Origin of the sequence: Escherichia sp. WS1450 (genome assembly GCF_046487395.1) — a bacterium.
Lineage (GTDB): Bacteria > Pseudomonadota > Gammaproteobacteria > Enterobacterales > Enterobacteriaceae > Escherichia > Escherichia coli.
Window position 1 is genome coordinate 102,981 of the sequence record NZ_JBJQJO010000008.1, and the last position, 24,025, is coordinate 127,005.

General features: G+C 50.4%; 21 protein-coding genes and 7 tRNA genes. 22 read left to right on the top strand and 6 right to left on the bottom strand.

Annotation, left to right across the window (positions count from 1 at the left end):
* Nucleotides 1-5: 5 nt before the first annotated feature.
* The 9 genes from nagD to ACJHYR_RS12055 all read left to right on the top strand — a co-directional run bounded on the left by nagD (nucleotide 6) and on the right by ACJHYR_RS12055 (nucleotide 3,765).
* The gene (nagD, locus tag ACJHYR_RS12015) at nucleotides 6-758 is read left to right on the top strand and encodes a ribonucleotide monophosphatase NagD (protein WP_000153129.1); all 753 of its coding nucleotides are present in this window, start codon (nucleotides 6-8) and stop codon (nucleotides 756-758) included.
* A 256-nt stretch (nucleotides 759-1,014) separates the two neighbouring features.
* Nucleotides 1,015-2,679 (top strand): asparagine synthase B, encoded by a 1,665-nt coding sequence (gene asnB / locus ACJHYR_RS12020; protein WP_000337082.1) that lies wholly within the window; start codon nucleotides 1,015-1,017, stop codon nucleotides 2,677-2,679.
* A 380-nt stretch (nucleotides 2,680-3,059) separates the two neighbouring features.
* Nucleotides 3,060-3,136 (top strand) — tRNA-Met (locus ACJHYR_RS12025).
* A gap of 10 nt (nucleotides 3,137-3,146) precedes the next feature.
* Nucleotides 3,147-3,231 (top strand) — tRNA-Leu (locus tag ACJHYR_RS12030).
* Nucleotides 3,232-3,254: 23 nt separating this feature from the next.
* Nucleotides 3,255-3,329: transfer RNA gene (locus ACJHYR_RS12035), tRNA-Gln, on the top strand.
* A gap of 34 nt (nucleotides 3,330-3,363) precedes the next feature.
* A tRNA-Gln gene (locus tag ACJHYR_RS12040) sits at nucleotides 3,364-3,438 on the top strand.
* A 15-nt stretch (nucleotides 3,439-3,453) separates the two neighbouring features.
* Nucleotides 3,454-3,530: transfer RNA gene (locus ACJHYR_RS12045), tRNA-Met, on the top strand.
* Between the two features lie 48 nt (nucleotides 3,531-3,578).
* Nucleotides 3,579-3,653: transfer RNA gene (locus ACJHYR_RS12050), tRNA-Gln, on the top strand.
* Between the two features lie 37 nt (nucleotides 3,654-3,690).
* Nucleotides 3,691-3,765 (top strand) — tRNA-Gln (locus ACJHYR_RS12055).
* A 153-nt stretch (nucleotides 3,766-3,918) separates the two neighbouring features.
* On the opposite strand, the gene ubiF is transcribed toward ACJHYR_RS12055, so the two are convergent.
* Nucleotides 3,919-5,094 carry a 3-demethoxyubiquinol 3-hydroxylase gene (ubiF, locus tag ACJHYR_RS12060; RefSeq protein WP_021564076.1) on the bottom strand — a complete coding sequence of 392 codons (1,176 nt, stop codon included), beginning with the start codon at nucleotides 5,092-5,094 and terminating at the stop codon, nucleotides 3,919-3,921.
* Nucleotides 5,095-5,239: 145 nt separating this feature from the next.
* On the opposite strand from ubiF, the gene miaB reads away from it, so the two are divergent.
* The 11 genes from miaB (at nucleotide 5,240) to hscC (ending at nucleotide 17,273) form a co-directional block, all read left to right on the top strand.
* On the top strand, nucleotides 5,240-6,664 hold the full coding sequence (gene miaB, locus ACJHYR_RS12065) for a tRNA (N6-isopentenyl adenosine(37)-C2)-methylthiotransferase MiaB (protein ID WP_000162740.1): 1,425 nt from the start codon (nucleotides 5,240-5,242) through the stop codon (nucleotides 6,662-6,664).
* A gap of 152 nt (nucleotides 6,665-6,816) precedes the next feature.
* Complete coding sequence (locus ACJHYR_RS12070) at nucleotides 6,817-7,857, top strand: PhoH family protein (RefSeq protein ID WP_059327732.1); 1,041 nt, start codon at nucleotides 6,817-6,819, stop codon at nucleotides 7,855-7,857.
* Complete coding sequence (gene ybeY, locus ACJHYR_RS12075) at nucleotides 7,854-8,321, top strand: rRNA maturation RNase YbeY (RefSeq protein ID WP_000084469.1); 468 nt, start codon at nucleotides 7,854-7,856, stop codon at nucleotides 8,319-8,321. The genes ACJHYR_RS12070 and ybeY overlap by 4 nt, the downstream gene beginning before the upstream one ends.
* Nucleotides 8,322-8,410: 89 nt before the next feature.
* A complete protein-coding gene (gene corC, locus ACJHYR_RS12080) occupies nucleotides 8,411-9,289 on the top strand; it encodes a CNNM family magnesium/cobalt transport protein CorC (protein WP_001278605.1) in 879 nt (292 codons plus the stop codon).
* Between the two features lie 24 nt (nucleotides 9,290-9,313).
* Nucleotides 9,314-10,852, top strand: a complete 1,539-nt coding sequence (gene lnt / locus ACJHYR_RS12085; RefSeq protein ID WP_001522550.1) for an apolipoprotein N-acyltransferase — start codon at nucleotides 9,314-9,316, stop codon at nucleotides 10,850-10,852.
* Between the two features lie 396 nt (nucleotides 10,853-11,248).
* The gene (gene gltI, locus ACJHYR_RS12090; protein WP_001177085.1) at nucleotides 11,249-12,157 is read left to right on the top strand and encodes a glutamate/aspartate ABC transporter substrate-binding protein GltI; all 909 of its coding nucleotides are present in this window, start codon (nucleotides 11,249-11,251) and stop codon (nucleotides 12,155-12,157) included.
* A gap of 169 nt (nucleotides 12,158-12,326) precedes the next feature.
* Nucleotides 12,327-13,067: a glutamate/aspartate ABC transporter permease GltJ gene (gene gltJ / locus ACJHYR_RS12095; RefSeq protein WP_000020941.1), complete on the top strand. Its 741-nt coding sequence runs from the start codon at nucleotides 12,327-12,329 to the stop codon at nucleotides 13,065-13,067.
* Entirely contained in the window at nucleotides 13,067-13,741 is a 675-nt protein-coding gene (gene gltK / locus ACJHYR_RS12100; RefSeq protein ID WP_000272824.1) for a glutamate/aspartate ABC transporter permease GltK, read from the top strand. The genes gltJ and gltK overlap by 1 nt, the downstream gene beginning before the upstream one ends.
* Entirely contained in the window at nucleotides 13,741-14,466 is a 726-nt protein-coding gene (gene gltL / locus ACJHYR_RS12105; protein ID WP_000631384.1) for a glutamate/aspartate ABC transporter ATP-binding protein GltL, read from the top strand. Before gltK ends, gltL begins: the two co-directional genes overlap by 1 nt.
* A 117-nt stretch (nucleotides 14,467-14,583) precedes the next feature.
* Entirely contained in the window at nucleotides 14,584-15,519 is a 936-nt protein-coding gene (rihA, locus tag ACJHYR_RS12110) for a pyrimidine-specific ribonucleoside hydrolase RihA (protein WP_001207527.1), read from the top strand.
* An 83-nt stretch (nucleotides 15,520-15,602) separates the two neighbouring features.
* Nucleotides 15,603-17,273: a molecular chaperone HscC gene (hscC, locus tag ACJHYR_RS12115; RefSeq protein ID WP_000367863.1), complete on the top strand. Its 1,671-nt coding sequence runs from the start codon at nucleotides 15,603-15,605 to the stop codon at nucleotides 17,271-17,273.
* A 59-nt stretch (nucleotides 17,274-17,332) separates the two neighbouring features.
* Here the strand turns inward: hscC and djlC are convergent, their stop codons facing one another.
* Both djlC and ACJHYR_RS12125 read right to left on the bottom strand, forming a co-directional pair.
* Entirely contained in the window at nucleotides 17,333-18,784 is a 1,452-nt protein-coding gene (gene djlC / locus ACJHYR_RS12120; protein ID WP_001586803.1) for a co-chaperone DjlC, read from the bottom strand.
* Nucleotides 18,781-19,488 carry a DUF1266 domain-containing protein gene (locus ACJHYR_RS12125; protein WP_072837453.1) on the bottom strand — a complete coding sequence of 236 codons (708 nt, stop codon included), beginning with the start codon at nucleotides 19,486-19,488 and terminating at the stop codon, nucleotides 18,781-18,783. The genes djlC and ACJHYR_RS12125 overlap by 4 nt, the downstream gene beginning before the upstream one ends.
* Nucleotides 19,489-19,589: 101 nt before the next feature.
* On the opposite strand from ACJHYR_RS12125, the gene ACJHYR_RS12130 reads away from it, so the two are divergent.
* Nucleotides 19,590-20,144: a tetratricopeptide repeat protein gene (locus ACJHYR_RS12130; protein WP_001035673.1), complete on the top strand. Its 555-nt coding sequence runs from the start codon at nucleotides 19,590-19,592 to the stop codon at nucleotides 20,142-20,144.
* Nucleotides 20,145-20,153: 9 nt separating this feature from the next.
* On the opposite strand, the gene ACJHYR_RS12135 is transcribed toward ACJHYR_RS12130, so the two are convergent.
* On the bottom strand, nucleotides 20,154-21,581 hold the full coding sequence (locus tag ACJHYR_RS12135; RefSeq protein WP_000845184.1) for a J domain-containing protein: 1,428 nt from the start codon (nucleotides 21,579-21,581) through the stop codon (nucleotides 20,154-20,156).
* The gene (locus ACJHYR_RS12140; RefSeq protein ID WP_000367037.1) at nucleotides 21,578-22,285 is read right to left on the bottom strand and encodes a DUF1266 domain-containing protein; all 708 of its coding nucleotides are present in this window, start codon (nucleotides 22,283-22,285) and stop codon (nucleotides 21,578-21,580) included. Before ACJHYR_RS12140 ends, ACJHYR_RS12135 begins: the two co-directional genes overlap by 4 nt.
* 163 nt (nucleotides 22,286-22,448) lie before the next feature.
* On the opposite strand from ACJHYR_RS12140, the gene ybeQ reads away from it, so the two are divergent.
* Nucleotides 22,449-23,426, top strand: coding sequence for a Sel1 family TPR-like repeat protein YbeQ (gene ybeQ / locus ACJHYR_RS12145; RefSeq protein WP_001305568.1), 978 nt, complete (start codon nucleotides 22,449-22,451; stop codon nucleotides 23,424-23,426).
* A 70-nt stretch (nucleotides 23,427-23,496) separates the two neighbouring features.
* Here the strand turns inward: ybeQ and ACJHYR_RS12150 are convergent, their stop codons facing one another.
* Nucleotides 23,497-23,979, bottom strand: coding sequence for a zinc ribbon-containing protein (locus ACJHYR_RS12150; RefSeq protein ID WP_001044880.1), 483 nt, complete (start codon nucleotides 23,977-23,979; stop codon nucleotides 23,497-23,499).
* Between the last annotated feature and the right edge of the window lie 46 nt (nucleotides 23,980-24,025).

Sequence of the window (24,025 nt, forward strand, 5' to 3'; positions counted from 1 at the left end):
AGTCCATGACCATTAAAAATGTAATTTGCGATATCGACGGCGTGCTGATGCACGATAACGTCGCCGTACCGGGTGCAGCGGAATTTTTGCACGGGATTATGGATAAAGGCCTGCCGCTGGTGTTGCTGACCAACTATCCTTCGCAGACCGGGCAAGATCTGGCGAACCGCTTTGCCACTGCGGGTGTCGATGTGCCGGACAGCGTGTTTTATACCTCCGCGATGGCAACCGCCGATTTCCTGCGTCGCCAGGAAGGCAAGAAAGCATATGTGGTGGGCGAAGGCGCACTGATTCATGAACTGTACAAAGCCGGTTTCACTATTACCGATGTGAACCCTGATTTTGTGATTGTTGGCGAAACGCGTTCCTACAACTGGGACATGATGCATAAAGCAGCCTATTTCGTCGCTAACGGTGCACGCTTTATCGCCACCAACCCGGACACCCACGGGCGCGGTTTTTATCCGGCCTGTGGCGCGCTATGCGCGGGGATCGAAAAAATCTCCGGACGTAAACCGTTCTATGTTGGTAAGCCGAGTCCGTGGATCATCCGCGCAGCATTAAACAAAATGCAGGCGCATTCGGAAGAAACGGTGATTGTCGGCGATAACCTGCGTACCGATATTCTGGCGGGCTTCCAGGCGGGTCTGGAGACGATTCTGGTGCTTTCTGGTGTTTCATCGCTCGACGATATCGACAGTATGCCGTTCCGCCCAAGCTGGATTTACCCGTCGGTCGCTGAAATCGACGTTATCTGAATAGCAACCACGCCTCAGGGCGTGGTTTCTTATTTTTAGCCATCATTAAAATCATCCTATTCAATAAAACCAGCCAAAAATTATCGATCCATCAATAAATACGTCACCACACCCTCCCCTTTTTCACAAATCAGCAATCACTATTACGTTTTTTATTTTTCCACTGCCAAATAGCTTGCGCACGGTGCTGCTTTGCGGCATTTTTTTAAACAAGCAAACACAACAAGCAACAAATACCAGGTTAACGGAGAAGGTTATGTGTTCAATTTTTGGCGTATTCGATATCAAAACAGACGCAGTTGAGCTGCGCAAGAAAGCACTCGAGCTGTCACGCCTGATGCGTCATCGTGGCCCGGACTGGTCCGGTATTTATGCCAGCGATAACGCCATTCTCGCCCACGAACGTCTGTCCATTGTTGACGTTAACGCGGGGGCGCAACCTCTCTACAACCAACAAAAAACCCACGTGCTGGCAGTAAACGGTGAAATCTACAACCACCAGGCATTGCGCGCTGAATATGGCGATCGTTACCAGTTCCAGACCGGGTCTGACTGTGAAGTGATCCTCGCGCTGTATCAAGAAAAAGGGCCGGAATTTCTCGACGACTTGCAGGGCATGTTTGCTTTTGCCCTGTACGACAGCGAAAAAGATGCATACCTGATTGGCCGCGACCATCTGGGGATCATCCCACTGTATATGGGCTATGACGAACATGGTCAGCTGTATGTGGCCTCAGAAATGAAAGCCCTGGTGCCGGTATGCCGCACGATTAAAGAGTTCCCGGCGGGGAGCTATTTGTGGAGTCAGGACGGCGAAATCCGTTCTTATTATCACCGCGACTGGTTCGACTACGATGCAGTGAAAGATAACGTAACCGACAAAAACGAGCTGCGTCAGGCACTGGAAGATTCCGTTAAAAGCCATCTGATGTCTGACGTTCCTTACGGTGTGCTGCTATCTGGTGGCCTGGATTCCTCAATCATTTCCGCGATCACCAAGAAATACGCCGCCCGTCGCGTGGAAGATCAGGAACGTTCTGAAGCCTGGTGGCCGCAGTTACACTCCTTTGCTGTAGGTCTGCCGGGTTCACCGGATCTGAAAGCAGCCCAGGAAGTGGCAAACCATCTGGGCACTGTGCATCACGAAATTCACTTCACTGTACAGGAAGGTCTGGACGCCATCCGCGACGTGATTTACCACATCGAAACCTATGATGTGACCACTATTCGCGCTTCAACACCGATGTATTTAATGTCGCGTAAGATCAAGGCGATGGGCATTAAAATGGTGCTGTCCGGTGAAGGTTCTGATGAAGTGTTTGGCGGTTATCTTTACTTCCACAAAGCGCCGAACGCTAAAGAACTGCATGAAGAGACGGTGCGTAAACTGCTGGCCCTGCATATGTATGACTGCGCGCGTGCCAACAAAGCGATGTCAGCCTGGGGCGTGGAAGCACGCGTTCCGTTCCTCGACAAAAAATTCCTTGATGTGGCGATGCGCATTAACCCGCAGGATAAAATGTGCGGTAACGGCAAAATGGAAAAACACATCCTGCGTGAATGTTTTGAGTCGTACTTGCCCGCAAGTGTGGCCTGGCGGCAGAAAGAGCAGTTCTCCGATGGCGTCGGTTACAGTTGGATCGACACCCTGAAAGAAGTGGCGGCACAGCAGGTTACCGATCAACAACTGGAAACCGCCCGCTTCCGCTTCCCATACAACACGCCAACCTCTAAAGAAGCGTACTTGTATCGGGAGATCTTTGAAGAACTGTTCCCGCTTCCGAGCGCCGCTGAGTGCGTGCCGGGCGGTCCTTCCGTCGCGTGTTCTTCCGCTAAAGCGATCGAATGGGATGAAGCGTTCAAAAAAATGGACGATCCATCTGGTCGTGCGGTTGGTGTTCACCAGTCGGCGTATAAGTAAGAAATGCGAAACAGCCCCGGTAAAATCCGGGGCTGTTTCAGTTATTGAGGTGCTTGTTGATTCTGATATGCAGTAAGGAAATGTTCCGGGTTTGCCACATCACTGTTTGACAATTCATCACTGTAGGCCAGTACTTCATAGATTAATTTCCCACCACTATTGTTGAATTCCGAATTTCATCCTGTATGACAAAAGAATGGCTGTAGGGTGGGGAAAAAACACAAAGTAAACAATAATTGACGAATATAGCGCCACGCTGTTCGCAACCTAACCAAACAGTCACTTTCGAGCAATTTTCCTTGAAAAAGAGGTTGACGCTGCAAGGCTCTATACGCATAATGCGCCCCGCAACGCCGATAAGGTATCGCGAAAAAAAAGATGGCTACGTAGCTCAGTTGGTTAGAGCACATCACTCATAATGATGGGGTCACAGGTTCGAATCCCGTCGTAGCCACCATCTTTTTTTTGCGGGAGTGGCGAAATTGGTAGACGCACCAGATTTAGGTTCTGGCGCCGCAAGGTGTGCGAGTTCAAGTCTCGCCTCCCGCACCATTCACCAGAAAGCGTTGTACGGATGGGGTATCGCCAAGCGGTAAGGCACCGGTTTTTGATACCGGCATTCCCTGGTTCGAATCCAGGTACCCCAGCCATCTTCTTCGAGTAAGCGGTTCACCGCCCGGTTATTGGGGTATCGCCAAGCGGTAAGGCACCGGTTTTTGATACCGGCATTCCCTGGTTCGAATCCAGGTACCCCAGCCATCGAAGAAACAATCTGGCTACGTAGCTCAGTTGGTTAGAGCACATCACTCATAATGATGGGGTCACAGGTTCGAATCCCGTCGTAGCCACCAAATTCTGAATGTGTCGAATGCGTTCGGCAAATTCACAAACCAATTTGTTGGGGTATCGCCAAGCGGTAAGGCACCGGATTCTGATTCCGGCATTCCGAGGTTCGAATCCTCGTACCCCAGCCAATTTATTCAAGACGCTTACCTTGTAAGTGCACCCAGTTGGGGTATCGCCAAGCGGTAAGGCACCGGATTCTGATTCCGGCATTCCGAGGTTCGAATCCTCGTACCCCAGCCACATTAAAAAAGCTCGCTTCGGCGAGCTTTTTGCTTTTCTGCGTATATTCAATGTCGAATGAGATGTTGACACGTCTTATCCTTCAAAGTCGGATGCGACGCTGACGCGTCTTATCCGACCTACGGTTGGCATGCATCCGGCAATGTTGTAAGGCTACAACCCTAACGCATATTTCAGCGCCTGACGTTTCAACATGCCAGCACGCTCCGCCGCCATCAAACCAAGATTACGCACAAAACGCAGTGGTGGCAGATTATTGCTGAATCCGGCATAGAACAGATCCATACCGCTCTGCATAATGAAGTTATCCGCCATGCGCCGCATCTGGTAACGCTTGAGGATCGGATAACTGGCCCACGCTTCGCCATGGCTGCGAGCGTTGACCAGAACGTCAATCAGGGCATCGACATCACGATAACCAAGATTCACCCCCTGCCCCGCCAGCGGATGGATGGTATGCGCGGCATCGCCCACCAGCGCAAGCCCCGGCTGCACATACTGCAACGCATGGCGGCGCGTCAGCGGAAAAGCGCCAGCGGCAAGCGGTGTTACATACCCAAGACGCGACGGGAAATGCTTCGCGATTTCCGCCTGTAACTGCGCCATATTCATATTCTGCAACTGGCGAATGCGTGCCGGAGAGTCATACCACACCAGCGATGCCCAGTTATCAAACAACGGCAGAAACGCACGAGGTCCATCCGGGGTAAATTGCTGCCAAGTTCTGTCGCCGGGATCGTTCTCACACTGTACGCTAATTAACATACACGACTGTGCATACTGCCAGGCATGAACGCCAATTCCCGCCATCTGCCGCACCTGCGAATTTGCGCCGTCGGCACCAATCACCAGCTTCGCGCGGATCGTTTCACCGCCCTTCAGTTCCAGCTCCTGAAGATCATCATGGCGATGCAGCGCAATCAGCGAGGTTGGCACACGTAACGTTACTTTCGGATGCGCTTCCAGCGCCTGCCACAGCGCCTGTTGCAGGACAGTGTTTTCCACCATGTAGCCAAGCAACGGTAGCTTAAGTTCAGCGGCGTCAAACACCACATGCGCCGTTTCCCACTCCCACGTTTCCAGTCTGCGGTAAGGATGGCAACGCATAGCCTGTACTGCATCCCAGACCCCTAACCCTTTAAGCAATGATACCGAAGCCGCACTAATCGCCGAGATCCGCACGTCCGGCTGGCTGTCAGCGACAAACGGTGCAGGTTGGGCATGTTCGATAACCATTACCGAAAATCCGTGCTGAGCCAGTCCCAGCGCCAGTGCGCCGCCGACCATTCCTCCGCCGACAATGGCAATTTCCGTTGGTTGATTTGTCATGGTCAATCATCCTGTTAGCAATATGCTTTAAGTTTACAGGATTTTTACCCCCAAGGGCTGATAACGCTCATACTGGTCACAACGGCAGCAAAGCATTACACTATGCGCCCTGCATTCCTGGCTACTATTTCGCAAGAGCAAGTCGATGACCAAAAAACTCCATATTAAAACCTGGGGCTGTCAGATGAACGAGTACGATTCATCGAAGATGGCCGATCTGCTGGATGCCACCCACGGCTATCAACTGACCGACGTGGCGGAAGAAGCGGATGTGCTGCTGCTGAACACCTGCTCAATCCGCGAGAAGGCTCAGGAAAAAGTCTTCCATCAGTTGGGTCGCTGGAAACTGTTAAAAGAGAAGAATCCAGACCTGATTATCGGCGTCGGCGGCTGCGTGGCATCGCAAGAAGGCGAGCACATTCGCCAGCGCGCCCACTATGTCGATATTATTTTTGGGCCGCAAACGCTGCACCGTCTGCCGGAGATGATCAACTCCGTGCGCGGCGACCGCAGCCCGGTTGTAGATATCAGCTTCCCGGAAATCGAGAAGTTTGACCGTCTGCCGGAACCGCGTGCCGAAGGGCCGACCGCGTTTGTCTCCATCATGGAAGGCTGCAATAAATATTGCACCTACTGCGTAGTGCCTTACACCCGTGGTGAAGAGGTAAGCCGTCCGTCCGACGATATTCTGTTTGAGATCGCCCAGCTTGCGGCTCAGGGCGTGCGTGAAGTCAACCTGCTCGGTCAGAACGTGAACGCCTGGCGTGGTGAAAACTACGACGGCACCACCGGATCGTTTGCCGATCTGCTGCGTCTGGTTGCTGCGATCGACGGGATCGATCGTATTCGCTTTACCACCAGCCATCCGATCGAATTCACCGACGATATCATCGAAGTGTACCGCGACACGCCGGAGCTGGTGAGCTTCCTGCATCTGCCGGTACAGAGCGGTTCCGATCGCATTCTGAACCTGATGGGACGTACCCATACAGCGCTGGAGTACAAAGCGATCATCCGTAAGCTGCGTGCGGCGCGTCCGGATATTCAGATCAGTTCTGACTTCATCGTTGGCTTCCCTGGCGAAACCACCGAAGACTTCGAGAAAACGATGAAGCTGATTGCCGACGTCAATTTCGACATGAGCTACAGCTTTATCTTCTCCGCTCGTCCAGGTACACCAGCCGCCGATATGGTTGATGATGTTCCGGAAGAAGAGAAGAAGCAGCGTCTGTATATTCTGCAAGAACGCATTAATCAGCAAGCGATGGCATGGAGCCGCCGAATGCTCGGCACCACCCAGCGTATTCTGGTAGAAGGTACATCGCGTAAGAGCATCATGGAGCTTTCCGGTCGCACTGAAAATAACCGCGTGGTTAACTTCGAAGGTACACCGGATATGATCGGTAAATTCGTCGATGTAGAAATTACCGACGTCTACCCGAACTCTCTGCGCGGTAAAGTGGTGCGTACTGAAGATGAAATGGGTCTGCGCGTGGCAGAAACACCGGAATCGGTGATTGCCCGTACCCGCAAAGAAAACGACCTTGGCGTGGGTTATTATCAGCCGTAATTCTCAGGCCCGCCGTTCCGGTGGGCCTTGTTTTTTCTCTCTTTATCCCCATCTTTATCGCAATGCTTGCGCCTTTTTCCTGTGGCGTGAATAATTTCCTTATAGGCCGGTGAATGTTCAGCTTCCGGCGGCATACAGATAAGAGGAACGGTTTGAACATAGACACTCGCGAAATCACCCTGGAGCCAGCAGACAACGCGCGTCTGTTGAGCCTGTGCGGCCCGTTTGATGACAACATCAAGCAGCTCGAACGCCGTCTCGGCATCGAGATCAATCGCCGCGATAACCACTTTAAACTGACCGGCCGTCCGATTTGCGTCACCGCTGCGGCAGACATTCTGCGTAACCTGTATGTCGATACCGCCCCGATGCGCGGTCAGATTCAGGATATCGAACCGGAACAGATCCACCTTGCGATTAAAGAAGCGCGGGTACTGGAGCAAAGCGCGGAGAGCGTGCCGGAGTACGGCAAAGCGGTCAATATCAAAACCAAACGCGGCGTAATCAAGCCGCGCACGCCAAACCAGGCGCAGTACATCGCCAATATTCTCGACCATGACATCACCTTCGGCGTTGGCCCGGCGGGTACGGGTAAAACCTACCTGGCAGTGGCTGCGGCAGTTGATGCCCTGGAGCGTCAGGAAATTCGCCGTATTCTGCTGACTCGTCCGGCGGTCGAAGCCGGTGAGAAACTGGGCTTCCTGCCTGGCGATTTAAGCCAGAAAGTAGACCCGTATCTGCGCCCACTGTACGACGCGCTGTTTGAAATGCTGGGCTTTGAGAAAGTCGAGAAACTGATTGAGCGCAACGTTATTGAAGTCGCGCCGCTGGCCTATATGCGTGGTCGTACGCTGAACGACGCGTTTATCATTCTCGATGAGAGCCAGAACACCACCATCGAACAGATGAAGATGTTCCTGACCCGTATCGGTTTTAACTCAAAAGCGGTTATCACCGGCGATGTCACACAGATCGACCTGCCGCGTAATACCAAGTCAGGCTTGCGTCACGCCATCGAAGTGCTGGCTGACGTCGAAGAGATCAGCTTTAACTTCTTCCACAGCGAAGACGTGGTTCGTCACCCGGTGGTGGCGCGTATCGTTAACGCTTATGAAGCCTGGGAAGAAGCAGAACAAAAACGTAAAGCGGCGCTGGCAGCAGAACGCAAGCGCGAAGAACAGGAACAAAAATGAGTCAGGTGATCCTCGATTTACAACTGGCATGTGAAGATAATTCCGGGTTACCGGAAGAGAGCCAGTTTCAGACATGGCTGAATGCGGTGATCCCGCAGTTTCAGGAAGAATCGGAAGTGACGATTCGCGTGGTCGATACCGCCGAAAGCCACAGTCTGAATCTGACCTATCGCGGTAAGGATAAGCCGACCAACGTGCTCTCCTTCCCGTTTGAAGTGCCGCCTGGAATGGAGATGTCGCTACTGGGCGATCTGGTTATCTGCCGTCAGGTGGTTGAGAAGGAAGCACAGGAGCAAGGCAAACCACTGGAGGCGCACTGGGCGCATATGGTGGTGCACGGCAGTCTGCATTTGTTAGGTTACGATCACATCGAAGATGACGAAGCAGAAGAAATGGAAGCCCTCGAAACAGAGATTATGCTTGCTCTGGGCTATGAGGATCCGTACATTGCCGAGAAAGAATAATTTGCCAGGCATTTGACTGGCAGATGTCCCCGCCGTTGGTGATTAACGACGGCGTTTTGATTAACTAACATGAGAACCCATACGACGCCATGAGCGACGACAATTCACACAGTAGTGACACGATAAGCAACAAGAAGGGATTTTTCTCCCTGTTACTCAGCCAACTTTTCCACGGTGAACCGAAAAACCGTGACGAACTGCTGGCGCTGATCCGTGATTCCGGGCAGAACGACCTTATCGACGAAGATACGCGCGATATGCTCGAAGGGGTGATGGACATCGCAGACCAACGCGTTCGCGACATCATGATCCCCCGCTCCCAGATGATTACCCTGAAACGCAACCAGACGCTGGACGAATGCCTTGATGTCATCATCGAGTCCGCCCACTCACGTTTCCCGGTGATTAGCGAAGACAAAGATCACATTGAAGGGATTCTGATGGCGAAAGACTTGCTGCCGTTTATGCGCAGCGATGCTGAAGCCTTCAGCATGGACAAAGTGTTACGTCAGGCAGTTGTCGTTCCTGAAAGTAAGCGCGTAGACCGGATGCTGAAAGAGTTTCGCTCTCAGCGTTACCACATGGCGATCGTCATTGACGAATTCGGTGGGGTTTCCGGTCTGGTGACCATTGAAGACATCCTGGAACTGATTGTTGGTGAGATTGAAGACGAGTATGACGAAGAAGATGATATCGACTTCCGTCAGCTGAGTCGTCATACCTGGACCGTGCGCGCACTGGCTTCCATTGAAGACTTCAACGAAGCGTTCGGCACCCACTTTAGCGATGAAGAGGTTGACACTATCGGTGGTCTGGTGATGCAGGCATTTGGGCATCTTCCGGCGCGTGGCGAAACTATCGACATCGACGGTTACCAGTTCAAAGTGGCGATGGCCGATAGTCGGCGTATTATTCAGGTTCATGTCAAAATCCCGGATGACTCACCCCAGCCGAAGCTGGATGAATAAAACCGAAACTGGATAGATAACTACATGGCTTTTGCCTCATTAATTGAACGCCAGCGCATTCGCCTGCTGCTGGCGTTATTATTCGGTGCCTGCGGAACGCTGGCCTTCTCTCCTTACGACGTCTGGCCTGCGGCGATTATTTCGCTGATGGGGCTTCAGGCGCTGACCTTTAACCGCCGTCCACTCCAGTCTGCCGCTATTGGCTTTTGCTGGGGATTTGGCCTCTTTGGCAGCGGTATTAACTGGGTCTATGTCAGCATCGCGACTTTTGGCGGAATGCCTGGCCCGGTTAACATCTTCCTGGTGGTGCTGCTGGCGGCGTATTTGTCGCTGTATACCGGACTGTTTGCTGGCGTGCTGTCGCGTCTATGGCCGAAAACCACCTGGCTGCGCGTGGCGATTGCCGCCCCTGCTCTCTGGCAAGTGACCGAGTTTCTGCGCGGTTGGGTGCTGACCGGCTTCCCGTGGTTACAGTTCGGCTATAGCCAGATTGATGGCCCGTTAAAAGGGCTGGCACCGATAATGGGCGTGGAAGCCATTAACTTCCTGCTGATGATGGTTAGTGGCCTGCTGGCACTGGCGTTGGTCAAACGCAACTGGCGTCCGCTGGTAGTGGCCGTCGTGCTGTTTGCCCTTCCCTTCCCGCTGCGTTACATCCAGTGGTTTACCCCGCAACCGGAGAAAACCATTCAGGTTTCGATGGTTCAGGGCGATATTCCGCAATCGCTGAAGTGGGACGAAAGCCAGCTTCTTAATACGCTGAAAATTTATTACAACGCGACGGCACCGCTGATGGGCAAATCATCGTTGATTATCTGGCCGGAGTCGGCGATAACCGATCTGGAAATTAATCAGCAACCGTTCCTCAAAGCACTGGACGGTGAGTTGCGCGATAAAGGGAGTACGCTTGTAACCGGAATTGTTGACGCGCGTCTCAATAAGCAGAACCGCTACGATACCTACAACACCATCATCACGCTGGGTAAAGGTGCACCGTACAGCTACGAATCAGCCGATCGCTATAACAAAAACCATCTGGTGCCGTTTGGCGAGTTTGTCCCGCTGGAGTCGATTCTGCGTCCGTTAGCACCGTTCTTTGATCTGCCGATGTCGTCGTTCAGCCGTGGGCCATATATCCAGCCGCCGCTGTCGGTGAATGGTATTGAGCTTACTGCGGCCATTTGCTATGAGATCATTCTCGGCGAGCAAGTGCGCGATAACTTCCGCCCGGATACCGACTACCTGCTGACTATCTCCAACGATGCGTGGTTTGGTAAATCTATTGGTCCATGGCAACACTTCCAGATGGCGCGAATGCGTGCGCTGGAGCTGGCGCGCCCATTGCTGCGTAGCACCAACAACGGTATTACGGCGGTGATTGGCCCGCAGGGTGAGATTCAGGCAATGATCCCGCAGTTCACCCGCGAAGTGTTGACCACTAACGTGACGCCGACTACCGGACTTACACCGTACGCACGTACCGGCAACTGGCCGCTGTGGGTACTGACGGCATTGTTTGGTTTTGCTGCTGTGCTGATGAGCCTGCGTCAACGACGTAAATAATCCCTTCTTATCGTGCCGGAATACATCCCGTATTTCGGCACGCTCACCGGATGCGGCATCAGTGCGTTATCCGGATAACAAAATTCCCCTATCCAACTTTGGCACATCTATTGCTTTGTTATACAAGGCAAAGCTTGAACCAGCATCAGTACAACCCGGTTGCACCACAGCAATCCACGGGTAGCACCAAAAGAGTGCATTTTAAGAATTTTGCTTCGGAATGGTGCGGCGCATCTCGCAAAAACAAACAATAAAACAGCAATATCTTTACATTTAGCCAAACTAAATGTTACCTAACAGGCACAACACTGCACAATAAAGTTGCAGACGATAACAACACAAACACTCACAACGGGTATCCATGCGTTCTTAACGCAGAAGATAAAGGAGTTGGATATGCAATTACGTAAACCTGCCACAGCAATCCTCGCCCTGGCGCTTTCCGCAGGACTGGCACAGGCAGATGACGCCGCCCCGGCAGCGGGCAGTACGCTGGACAAAATCGCCAAAAACGGTGTGATTGTCGTCGGTCACCGTGAATCTTCAGTACCTTTCTCTTATTACGACAATCAGCAAAAAGTGGTGGGTTACTCGCAGGATTACTCCAACGCCATTGTTGAAGCAGTGAAAAAGAAACTCAACAAACCGGACTTGCAGGTGAAACTGATTCCGATCACCTCACAAAACCGTATTCCACTGCTGCAAAACGGCACTTTCGATTTTGAATGTGGTTCTACCACCAATAACGTCGAACGCCAGAAACAGGCGGCTTTCTCTGACACTATTTTCGTGGTCGGTACGCGCCTGCTGACCAAAAAGGGCGGCGATATCAAAGATTTTGCCGACCTGAAAGGCAAAGCCGTAGTCGTCACTTCCGGCACTACCTCTGAAGTTTTGCTCAACAAATTGAATGAAGAGCAAAAAATGAATATGCGCATCATCAGCGCCAAAGATCACGGTGACTCTTTCCGCACCCTGGAAAGCGGTCGTGCTGTTGCCTTTATGATGGATGACGCTCTGCTGGCCGGTGAACGTGCGAAAGCGAAGAAACCAGACAACTGGGAAATCGTCGGCAAGCCGCAGTCTCAGGAAGCCTACGGTTGTATGTTGCGTAAAGATGATCCGCAGTTCAAAAAGCTGATGGATGACACCATCGCTCAGGTGCAGACCTCCGGTGAAGCGGAAAAATGGTTTGATAAGTGGTTCAAAAATCCCATTCCGCCGAAAAACCTGAACATGAATTTCGAACTGTCAGACGAAATGAAAGCACTGTTCAAAGAACCGAATGACAAAGCACTGAACTAATTACAAGAACCAGGGGCGGAAATTCCAGCCCTCTCGATTGTTACGTAGCACGGACAGACTATACGCCTGATGGTCGTTCCCCATCGGGCCTGAAAACCGCAATACGCTGGGTAACAATCTTCGAGGGTAGCAGTTAACGCTGCTACCCTCTTTTTTCTGGAGTAGATTTATGTCTATAGACTGGAACTGGGGTATTTTTTTACAACAAGCCCCGTTCGGCAACACCACCTATCTTGGTTGGATCTGGAGTGGTTTTCAGGTGACGATCGCTTTGTCGATCTGCGCCTGGATTATCGCTTTCCTCGTCGGTTCATTTTTCGGCATTTTACGTACCGTTCCAAACCGTTTTCTCTCCGGTCTGGGTACGTTGTATGTCGAACTGTTCCGCAACGTGCCGTTGATTGTGCAATTCTTTACCTGGTATCTGGTGATCCCGGAGTTGCTGCCAGAGAAAATCGGCATGTGGTTTAAGGCCGAGCTGGATCCCAATATTCAGTTTTTCCTTTCATCCATGCTCTGCCTTGGGCTGTTTACCGCCGCCCGTGTTTGCGAACAGGTACGCGCCGCGATTCAGTCGCTGCCGCGTGGGCAGAAGAATGCCGCGCTGGCGATGGGTCTGACACTACCGCAGGCTTACCGCTACGTACTGCTGCCTAATGCTTATCGCGTTATCGTCCCGCCGATGACCTCAGAGATGATGAACCTGGTGAAAAACTCCGCCATCGCCTCGACTATCGGTCTGGTGGATATGGCGGCGCAGGCGGGTAAATTGCTCGATTACTCGGCCCACGCCTGGGAGTCGTTTACCGCCATTACGCTGGCGTATGTATTGATTAACGCTTTTATCATGCTGGTGATGACGCTGGTTGAACGTAAAGTTCGCCTGCCCGGCAACATGGGGGGCAAATAATGTACGAGTTTGACTGGAGTTCCATTGTCCCTTCCCTGCCATATCTGCTGGATGGGCTGGTGATCACCCTGAAAATCACCGTCACGGCAGTGGTGATTGGTATTTTATGGGGCACCATGCTGGCGGTGATGCGCTTGTCCAGCTTTGCGCCCGTAGCGTGGTTTGCCAAAGCCTACGTTAACGTATTCCGCTCGATTCCTTTAGTTATGGTTTTGCTGTGGTTTTACCTGATCGTGCCGGGTTTTCTGCAAAATGTGCTGGGATTATCACCAAAAAATGATATCCGTTTAATTTCGGCGATGGTGGCGTTTTCGATGTTTGAAGCGGCCTACTATTCAGAGATTATCCGTGCCGGTATTCAAAGTATTTCTCGTGGTCAGTCGAGCGCCGCGCTGGCGTTGGGGATGACCCACTGGCAGTCGATGAAACTGATTATTCTGCCACAGGCGTTCCGCGCGATGGTGCCGCTGCTGCTCACTCAGGGCATCGTACTGTTCCAGGATACCTCACTGGTGTATGTGTTATCTCTGGCCGATTTCTTCCGTACCGCCTCAACCATTGGTGAGCGTGATGGTACGCAGGTCGAGATGATCCTGTTTGCCGGATTTGTTTATTTCGTTATTAGCCTTAGCGCGTCGTTGTTGGTCAGCTACTTGAAAAGAAGGACAGCTTAATGATTACCCTGAAAAATGTTTCAAAATGGTATGGTCACTTTCAGGTGCTGACCGACTGCTCAACCGAAGTGAAAAAAGGCGAAGTGGTGGTGGTTTGCGGCCCGTCTGGTTCCGGCAAATCAACGCTGATTAAAACCGTCAACGGCCTCGAACCGGTGCAGCAAGGTGAAATTACCGTCGATGGCATCGTGGTTAACGATAAGAAAACCGATCTGGCAAAGCTGCGTTCCCGCGTCGGGATGGTGTTCCAGCATTTCGAGTTGTTCCCCCATTTGTCGATTATCGAAAACCTGACCCTGGCGCAGGTGAAAGTGCTTAAACGCGATAAAGCGCCCGCTCGTGAAAAAGCATTGAAATTGCTGGAGCGCGTCGGGCTTTCCGCTCATGCCAATAAGTTTCCGGCGCAGCTTTCCGGCGGTCAGCAGCAGCGTGTGGCGATCGCTCGCGCATTGTGCATGGATCCTATCGCGATGCTTTTCGACGAACCGACATCGGCGCTGGATCCGGAGATGATCAACGAAGTGCTGGACGTGATGGTGGAACTGGCGAACGAAGGAATGACCATGATGGTGGTGACCCACGAAATGGGCTTTGCCCGTAAAGTGGCGAATCGGGTGATCTTTATGGACGAGGGTAAAATTGTCGAAGACTCGCCGAAAGACGCTTTCTTCGATGATCCGAAATCGGACCGCGCAAAAGACTTCCTCGCGAAAATCCTGCATTAATCACTCTGGCGCGCATACCCAAGTGCGCGCCATCTCACGCTTTATCGTTTCGCTCCTCGTATCTGTTACATCCTGGCGTTACCCTTGTCGCAAAGAAGCACACAACAAGGAGCAACAATGGCACTGCCAATTCTGTTAGATTGCGACCCAGGTCATGACGACGCTATCGCAATAGTTCTCGCCCTCGCCTCACCAGAGCTTGATGTCAAAGCAATTACGTCTTCCGCCGGAAACCAGACACCAGAAAAAACCTTACGCAATGTTCTGCGTATGCTGACCTTGCTTAATCGCACCGATATTCCGGTAGCAGGCGGTGCGGTAAAACCGTTAATGCGTGAGTTGATTATCGCGGACAATGTGCACGGCGAAAGCGGTCTCGACGGCCCGGCATTACCGGAACCGACGTTCGCACCGCAAAACTGTACGGCGGTAGAGCTGATGGCGAAAACGCTGCGCGAAAGTGCGGAACCTGTCACGATTGTTTCTACCGGGCCGCAAACTAACGTTGCCTTGCTGCTCAATAGCCATCCGGAACTGCATAGCAAAATCGCCCGTATCGTGATTATGGGCGGCGCAATGGGGCTTGGTAACTGGACGCCAGCCGCCGAGTTTAATATTTATGTTGACCCGGAAGCGGCAGAAATTGTTTTCCAGTCAGGGATCCCGGTGGTGATGGCCGGTCTGGATGTTACTCATAAAGCGCAAATCCACGTTGAAGACACCGAGCGTTTCCGCGCGATTGGCAACCCTGTTTCAACCATTGTTGCCGAACTGCTGGATTTCTTCCTCGAATATCATAAAGACGAAAAATGGGGCTTTGTCGGCGCACCGCTGCATGACCCATGCACCATCGCCTGGCTGTTAAAACCGGAGTTGTTTACCACTGTTGAGCGCTGGGTTGGCGTGGAAACACAAGGGAAATATACCCAGGGTATGACGGTTGTTGATTATTATTATCTGACCGGCAATAAACCGAATGCCACTGTAATGGTCGATGTTGATCGTCAGGGCTTTGTTGATTTACTGGCTGATCGTCTGAAATTTTACGCTTAACACACGTCATTGATTAAGATCACCACGCGTTACCCGGGTGGTCTTAATCTGTTTATCTCTTTTTCTTTCAAGATATAAATGCAATGGATAATGCAGAACTCGCCATTGGTATCGATCTCGGTACTACCAATAGTTTAATTGCCGTCTGGAAAGACGGTGCCGCGCAATTAATTCCAAATAAGTTCGGTGAATATTTAACACCATCCATAATTAGCATGGATGAAAATAATCATATTTTAGTCGGAAAACCCGCTGTATCACGGCGCACTTCGCATCCGGATAAAACGGCAGCGTTATTTAAACGTGCAATGGGCAGTAATACCAACTGGCGGTTAGGCAGCGACACATTTAACGCGCCAGAACTGTCCTCTTTGGTATTACGCTCATTAAAAGAAGATGCCGAAGAATTTCTGCAACGTCCGATTAAAGATGTGGTGATCTCCGTTCCGGCTTATTTCAGCGATGAACAACGCAAGCATACCCGTTTAGCAGCGGAGTTAGCCGGGTTAAATGCGGTACGCTTAATTAATGAACCCACAGCAGCTGCGATGGCATATGGCCTGCATACGCAACAAAATACCCGCTCGCTGGTTTTTGATCTCGGTGGCGGCACGTTTGACGTCACGGTGCTCGAATACGCCACGCCGGTGATTGAAGTTCACGCCTCCGCTGGCGACAACTTTCTTGGCGGCGAAGATTTTACTCATATGCTGGTGGATGAAGTTTTAAAACGCGCCGCAGTGGCTAAAAACATGCTCAACGAAAGTGAGCTGGCAGCCCTGTACACCAGCGTGGAAGCGGCAAAATGCGGCAATCAATTACCGCTGCAAATTAGCTGGCAGTATCAGGAAGAAACGCGTGAGTGCGAATTTTACGAGAACGAACTGGAAGATTTGTGGTTGCCGCTGCTCAATCGCTTGCGAGTGCCGATTGAACAGGCGTTGCGCGATGCACGTCTGAAGCCCAGTCAAATCGACAGTCTGGTGCTGGTTGGCGGCGCATCACAAATGCCGCTGGTGCAGCGAATCGCCGTACGTCTGTTTGGCAAATTACCATATCAAAGTTACGACCCGAGCACCATTGTCGCGCTGGGCGCAGCAATCCAGGCCGCCTGCCGCTTACGCAGTGAAGATATTGAAGAGGTGATCCTCACTGATATTTGCCCTTACTCGTTGGGTGTTGAAGTTAACCGCCAGGGCGTTTCCGGCATTTTCTCGCCGATAATTGAACGAAACACCACTGTACCGGTGTCGCGTGTAGAAACTTACTCGACCATGCACCCGGAACAGGATTCAATTACGGTTAACGTCTATCAAGGAGAAAATCACAAAGTTAAAAATAACATTCTGGTGGAATCCTTTGATGTGCCGTTGAAGAAAACCGGGGCTTATCAGTCGATTGATATTCGCTTTAGTTATGATATCAACGGGTTGCTTGAAGTTGACGTGCTTCTGGAAGACGGCAGCGTTAAGTCCAGAGTCATTAATCACAGTCCTGTAACATTGAGCGCACAGCAGATTGAAGAGAGTCGGACGCGGTTATCCGCATTGAAAATTTATCCGCGCGATATGCTCATCAACCGTACCTTTAAAGCCAAACTGGAAGAGTTGTGGGCGCGGGCGCTGGGTGACGAGCGAGAAGAGATCGGCCGGGTGATCACCGATTTTGATGCGGCGTTGCAGTCAAACGATATGGCCCGCGTCGATGAAGTTCGGCGACGGGCGAGCGATTATTTGGCTATTGAGATCCCTTAAACACGGCTGCCGGATGCGGCATAAACGCTGCATCCGGCATCGGCGCAAAAAACACTTCCTCAGCTAAACAACATCGCGATTTTTCCGAGAGCATAACCTATCACCAGCACCGTTAAGCTGATTTTGATAATGCTGGTAATGCTCTGTGGTTTTTCATCCTCATCATTTTTTTCTTCGTGGTTTTCAGGTGTTGGCTCATCGACATCTTCATCCTCCGGCTCGAGTTTCACTTTCGTCAACAGCATCCGGGTGATAATGGCCTCTAATGGATGAGCATCTCCACCTTCCAGCCTTGTATTAAGACGGGCCAGCATCTCTTGTTTCGGGAACGCTTCCAGCACAACCTGTTCCGCTACCCGATACAAATCCAGTAACGGTGAATCTTGTTCTGTCTCGCTACCGACTCTCGATTTCCACCACGCCCATGCTTTGCGCTTGAAGAATAACGACTCAATAAACGATTGACCTAACGGCGATAATTTTCCGCTATGTAAAATTTCCGCCCATAACAGCCGCGTCCGGGCGCTCTCACCAGGAACATATTTCAACGGTTGACCTTGCGCATCAACCATGCTCTGCGCTTCGATAACCATCACTAACAGCGCGAAATAATCCGGGCAATGACGCTTGCTCCACTGCAACAACAAATTATCGGCTTGTGTAGATGGGTAACTCTCCCGGTATGCGCAGAGATCGGCAAGCAGGCTTTCCCCCTCGCCACAGTACAACCGTTGCGCACACTGGTAATAACGGGCATCTTCGCTTTCTGGTTCTTCTGCTTGCCACTGTTGGGCAACAGGAATGAGTTCCGCCATACCTCTTTTCACCGAGCTGTACCAGCGCAACAGTTTGCGATGTAACTTGACATCATCAGGAATGAACCACGGACCTTCCATTGCCATAAACGCAGTGACATAGTCGGGATGGTAACGGCAGCAGCGTTCCAGCGCGAAGTAATACTCAACAGTCTGGTTCTGCAACGCGACGGGATATTCCAGAAGGCTAAGGAAATCGAAACAATCACCAGCCTGAATGGCCTCAAGAAAAGCCTCCCTTTCTTCCTCATCCATTCCTTCGCTGTCATTAAACGAATGCCAGTTCAAACGCTCTGCCAGCAAAGAAGCACAATTTAATGAAAGATATCGCGCTTCTATAGCGATTGCACACAGCGGCCAGCGTAATTGATCGACATCCTCCATGTTCCAGGTATTTAATTGCTGAATAAATTTCTGCCAGGCGGAGGGCTGAAAACGATCACTTTCTGAATCCAGTAATGTCCTGAATGCACGTAGTATTTCATGTTCAGCGGCGGCATCTTTTTCTTCATCATCTGCTTCCTCGACAGGATTTACCGCCAGTCGCAGCGCCTCTTCATAGGCCTGGCGTAATGCTTTAAACCCCTGCGGATCGGTTTCGGGATGACACAACGGTAAGCGAGCAAGATAAGCCTGGCGGATAATGTCTATTTGCGTCGTGCTTTCAATTTCGAGGATTTGCCAACATGTTTTCATAGGTCGCTCACATCCTTAAGCGTTACCGGGCATTCAGGCTGGGCAGTCAATGGCTGCCAGGGAAGCGTGGCATAGAAACGATCGCTTCCCGCTGCCAGCTCTTCGAACATCCGACTCCCGGCGCTATCGTATTTGTACAGGGTTAGCGCCTCGCGTAACGAAGCGTTGTCTTCGCATTGAGAAGATTGCCAGTAGAGACGCCCTAGTGAATAGGCAGAAAAATAGTGCATCCAGCTGTGATAGTAATGGTGTGCTCGGACATAGATGCGCGATTGCAGCCATAAACTCTCTTCTTCCGTCAGCCACTTGTTGAGCACACCGACCCGTGACAGAAACCCCATTCGAACATAATCCCAGGCTTTGATTCCCCCTTCTCCACAGCACATAGCGGTTTGGGCAACGAATTGGGTATAAATCAACCCTCTCTCCGAGCCACCAGCAATTAATGCTTTCCACTCTTCAGGGGAAGAGCGATGCCATGTCAGATATAAGCCAGCTAAATCATTGGCATGACCATCATCGGTCATCTGATAAATAGTCGGAATTAAATCATCACGATTATTTATTCCCCAGGATGATGAGAGATCGAATTCTTTTATCCCGGTATACATTTTTGGCGAGTCATGCGCGGGCTTGCAACCCTGATTAAGTATTTCCATGGGCGTAGAAAGCGCAAAAAGAAGATATTGTTCTTCCTTATTCATTTGTTAATAATCCCTTAAGTGCATTAACTGACTACTTTTTTATTATTGATGAGTATAAACTTGACGCTTTCAAAATAAAAAGAAAATCGAAGTATTCACACATGAATAAAAAATTAATGTATATATTCGCAATATTTATAGTTGCAGCAATAACCTGTATTAGTCAACCCAAGAAAACGACGTTGCGTGATAAAGCCATGGTGAATTATGCCTTTGATTATTTAAGCTCACCGGGCAGTCTTCCATTCACCACGGCAGCCACGGAGCTTTCCGCGATTCATGGTCACTCAACGTCGCAATATCGCCTTGGAGAATTTTATCTTCATGGTAGCGACGGTAAACCACTGGATTATACACAGGCGAGATACTGGTATGAGCAATCAGCGGAACAGGAAAATCCACGCGCGCAAAGTAAACTGGGGTGGATCTACCTCAAAGGTCTGGGGGTCAAACCCGATACCCGTAAAGCAATTCTCTGGTATAAGGAAGCAGCTGAACAAGGGTATGCTCATGCTCAATATACTTTAGGTTTGATCTACAGAAACGGCTCAGGTATTAATGTTAACCATTATGAATCTCAAAAATGGTTAAAACTGGCCGCCAAACAACATTACAAAAATGCGGAAAGATTACTTGCCGGGCTTCCCGCACATTAACGTCGACTGTCACCCGAACAGATGGAGTATTTTCCCTATCAAACCAGCAAAGATAAAAATATAGAAAATAATTTTGATGACGCCCAGACAGCCCGGCCCACCATCGTCAACGGGCATTGGCTGCGGTTGCGGCTCCGGTTCAACAGTTTGCTTCTCGGTAAAATTCGCCGCCTGAATTAATAATCGACGAATAATTAATGCTTCCAGTGGACAACGATCTTCTGCATCAAGGCGGCTCACAATCGGCATTAATGATTCTTCTGTCGGTTGGCTGGCCTGCACTAATTGTTTGGCAACTAGATATAATGGCCATAAGGGATGTTCTGTATCACGCGTGAGTGAGATCCGCGGCTTACGTCCTTTGTGCAAAACCATCTCGACCAGAGAACGCCCCAGCGCAGAGAGTTTTTCATCACTGAGTATTTCGTATAAATGAAAACGCGTACGAGCGCTGTCACCAGGGACATAAAGTAGCGGTTTTCCCTGATCGTTAACCAGATCACGCGCTTCAATCATCATCACCACTAATGGGTAATAATCGACCCGATGCTGACGGCACCATTGCAACATTAAAGCATCCGCCTGGGTGGAGGGATACTCGCGCCAGTAGTCACAAAGTTCTGCCAGCAGGCTTTCGCCTTCTCCACAATAGACGCGTTGCGCGTATTCATAATAACGCGCATCTTCATTATCAGGTTCAGCTTCCCGCCACGACCGGGCGTAATCCAGAAGTTCGGGGATTCCCAGGCGGCTTGCGCTATACCAGCGGAGTAAATTTCTGTGCAGTTTTGCATCATCGGGGATAATCACTGCGCGATGTTGCGCTAAATACAATGTCAGCCATTCTGGATGCGATGACCAAATCCGAGCGAACATTTGGTAAAAATCGATGGTGTCATTTTGCACGGCAACGGGCAGATGCAGAATGGTCTGGAAGTTAAAAACATTCCCCTTCGCAATGGCATATAAAAAGGATTCCAGTTCTTCTTCGTCTATTTCCCCGGTGTTTTCCTCCTGCAACCACCGCAGTCTTTCTGCTAATAACACCACGCACTCGAAGGATAAATGGGCAGTGTTCATGGCGATTGTGCACAGCGACCAGCGTAATTCATCAATCTCTTCCATCGAGCAATAATTTAATTGCTGAATGAATCGCTGCCAGGCGGAAGGCAGAAAACGTTCGCTATCAGAGGCGAGTAACGCACGAAAGGCGAGCAGAATTTCATGTTCTGCAACTTCATGTTCTTCTGGTTGCCAAACAGATTTAGCAGGGGACTGCGCAATCCGTAGCGCATCCTCATACGCCTGACGAAGTTGTTTAAAACCCTGCGGATCGGTTTCTGGATGAAAGGACGGTAACAAGGCCAGATAAGCGCGACGGATAATATCGACGTCAGTCGTTTGAGATATATCGAGGATCTGCCAGCAAGTTTTCATAGGTCGCTCATATCCTTAAGCGTTTCCGGGCATGTGGGGTAGTCAACCAGTGGTTGCCAGGGTAAGGTCGCGTAATATGCATCGTCACTGGCAAATAATTGATAAAACATATCATTGCCGGAATCGTCGTATTCTTTACGCGCTAAGAATTCACGTAATAACTGAAGATTATCATCTTCGGGAGACTGCCAATATTGCCGACCAAAGGTATAACCGGCAAAGTATTGCTGCCAGTTACTATAATAACGTAGCGCCCGTAGATGAATGCGCGACTGGATCCATAGACTTTCTTCTTCGCTTAACCAGTTATTAAGTACGCCCATTCGGCTTAAAAAACCCATCCGGACATAATCCCAGGCTTTAATTCCTCCCTCACCACAGCATTCGGCGGTGCTGGCGACAAATTGCGCATAAGCCTGACCTTGCTCATTTAATTCAGCAAGATAGTCACGCCATTCACATGGCGAATAACGAAACCAGCAGTGATAAAACCCTGCCAACCGCGCGGCATGACCGTTATCAATCATTCGGTGAATTGTGCGCAGCAGGTCATCACGGTCATCAATTCCCCAGGAGGAAGAAAGGTCAAAAAAGCGTGTACCTAAATACATTTTGGGAGATGAATGCGAAGGTAAACAGCATTCATTGCGTATTTCCATCGGAGTGGAAAGTGCAAACAATATTTTTTGCGACTCCATGTCCATATAATTTATCCTTAAATATTCATTCAATGAATATTAACCACGTTGCGAGGCTCATTTATTTATACTTTTCTGACGCAACATAATACGCATAAAATAAGGCTTACGCAAAAATGGAACACATAAAAATATAATATGTTTTATATGCAACCATAAGGAAATGATAATGATTTTTACGTCAAGTTGCTGCGATAATTTATCAATAGATGAGATTATCGAACGTGCTGAAAAAGGCGATTGCGAGGCTCAATATATTATTGGGTTTTATTATAATCGCGATAGCGCAATTGACTCTCCGGACGACGAAAAAGCCTTCTACTGGCTGAAGCTGGCCGCTGAGCAAGGCCATTGTGAAGCACAATATTCCTTAGGGCGGAAATACTCCGAGGATAAAAGCCGTCATAAAGATAATGAGCAAGCCATCTTTTGGCTGAAAAAAGCTGCCCTACAAGGCCATACTTTCGCTTCCAACGCCCTTGGCTGGATACTGGATCGTGGAGAAGACCCCAACTATAAAGAAGCGGTTGCCTGGTATCAGATAGCCGCGGAGAGCGGAATGTCTTATGCGCAAAATAATCTTGGATGGATGTACAGAAATGGCAACGGAGTCGCTCAAGACTATGCGCTGGCATTTTTCTGGTACAAACAAGCTGCATTACAAGGCCATAGTTACGCACAAGACAATCTGGCCGATCTTTATGAAGACGGAAAAGGCGTTGCTCAAAACAAGACACTCGCCGCATTCTGGTATTTGAAAAGCGCACAGCAGGGTAATCGGCATGCCCAGTTTCAAATTGCATGGGATTATAACGCTGGCGAAGGGGTGGACCAGGACTATAAGCAAGCCATGTACTGGTATCTGAAGGCTGCCGCTCAGGAAAGCGTCGGCGCTTACGTCAACATCGGTTATATGTATAAACATGGACAAGGCGTTGAGAAAGATTATCAGGCCGCCTTTGAATGGTTTATGAAAGCCGCTGAATGCAATGACGCCACTGCCTGGTATAACCTGGCCATTATGTATCACTACGGAGAAGGAAGACCTGTCGATCTCCGACAGGCTCTCGACCTGTATCGTAAAGTTCAGGCATCCGGTACCAGGGATGTCAGTCAAGAAATCCGTGAGATTGAAGATTTACTGTAAGAGATAAAAACAAGGGCCGGGGAATTTTATTCGGCCCATATTCTCTTTATTGCTGTGCGAAATCAGACCATTAAGGCTCGAACGGGCGTCTCTGGAACTGGTCATGACCACATTTCGGGCATAGCGTCAGCACTTCCGGTGTGTAGATCGGGAGATGGAAATGACATTTCTCGCAGACCAGATTACCCAGCCCTACCACTTCTCCGCTGTGATAAACCCCGTGATGATTGAGGTCCTGGAAAACTTCGCGCCATTCAAGCTGCGTTTTATCGGTGATGTCTGCCAGTTCCTGCCACAAGCTTTCTTTAATCACCCGCATAAAGACGCTGTCAGACTCTTCTTTCAGGCTCTCTTCATAGCTCATGGCGAACTCTTCCAGGTCACGTCTGACAGCTCGCGTCAGCTCATCGACTTCGGTTCGCGTTAACTCCCCTGTTTTTATTACGCGCTCGCGCGCCTGTTCCACCAGTGCGTCGATATCACGTTCGCCATTGCGCAGGCGTTCGCTCAGTGACGCGACCAGTTCACGGTAATATTGAGCAACCTTGTTCATCGTTTCATCTCCCAGGTCGTTAACTGACTATAATAATAGACGTTCT

Coding starts and splice junctions, on each gene's coding strand:
- ubiF (WP_021564076.1), bottom strand. CDS start 5,094: ATGACAAATCAACCAACGGAAATTGCCATTGTCGGCGGAGGAATGGTC.
- ybeY (WP_000084469.1), top strand. CDS start 7,854: ATGAGTCAGGTGATCCTCGATTTACAACTGGCATGTGAAGATAATTCC.
- hscC (WP_000367863.1), top strand. CDS start 15,603: ATGGATAATGCAGAACTCGCCATTGGTATCGATCTCGGTACTACCAAT.
- ACJHYR_RS12125 (WP_072837453.1), bottom strand. CDS start 19,488: ATGAATAAGGAAGAACAATATCTTCTTTTTGCGCTTTCTACGCCCATG.
- ACJHYR_RS12150 (WP_001044880.1), bottom strand. CDS start 23,979: ATGAACAAGGTTGCTCAATATTACCGTGAACTGGTCGCGTCACTGAGC.
- ybeQ (WP_001305568.1), top strand. CDS start 22,449: ATGATTTTTACGTCAAGTTGCTGCGATAATTTATCAATAGATGAGATT.
- djlC (WP_001586803.1), bottom strand. CDS start 18,784: ATGAAAACATGTTGGCAAATCCTCGAAATTGAAAGCACGACGCAAATA.
- nagD (WP_000153129.1), top strand. CDS start 6: ATGACCATTAAAAATGTAATTTGCGATATCGACGGCGTGCTGATGCAC.
- ACJHYR_RS12135 (WP_000845184.1), bottom strand. CDS start 21,581: ATGAAAACTTGCTGGCAGATCCTCGATATATCTCAAACGACTGACGTC.
- gltJ (WP_000020941.1), top strand. CDS start 12,327: ATGTCTATAGACTGGAACTGGGGTATTTTTTTACAACAAGCCCCGTTC.
- miaB (WP_000162740.1), top strand. CDS start 5,240: ATGACCAAAAAACTCCATATTAAAACCTGGGGCTGTCAGATGAACGAG.
- ACJHYR_RS12140 (WP_000367037.1), bottom strand. CDS start 22,285: ATGGACATGGAGTCGCAAAAAATATTGTTTGCACTTTCCACTCCGATG.
- gltI (WP_001177085.1), top strand. CDS start 11,249: ATGCAATTACGTAAACCTGCCACAGCAATCCTCGCCCTGGCGCTTTCC.
- lnt (WP_001522550.1), top strand. CDS start 9,314: ATGGCTTTTGCCTCATTAATTGAACGCCAGCGCATTCGCCTGCTGCTG.
- rihA (WP_001207527.1), top strand. CDS start 14,584: ATGGCACTGCCAATTCTGTTAGATTGCGACCCAGGTCATGACGACGCT.
- corC (WP_001278605.1), top strand. CDS start 8,411: ATGAGCGACGACAATTCACACAGTAGTGACACGATAAGCAACAAGAAG.
- gltK (WP_000272824.1), top strand. CDS start 13,067: ATGTACGAGTTTGACTGGAGTTCCATTGTCCCTTCCCTGCCATATCTG.
- ACJHYR_RS12130 (WP_001035673.1), top strand. CDS start 19,590: ATGAATAAAAAATTAATGTATATATTCGCAATATTTATAGTTGCAGCA.
- asnB (WP_000337082.1), top strand. CDS start 1,015: ATGTGTTCAATTTTTGGCGTATTCGATATCAAAACAGACGCAGTTGAG.
- gltL (WP_000631384.1), top strand. CDS start 13,741: ATGATTACCCTGAAAAATGTTTCAAAATGGTATGGTCACTTTCAGGTG.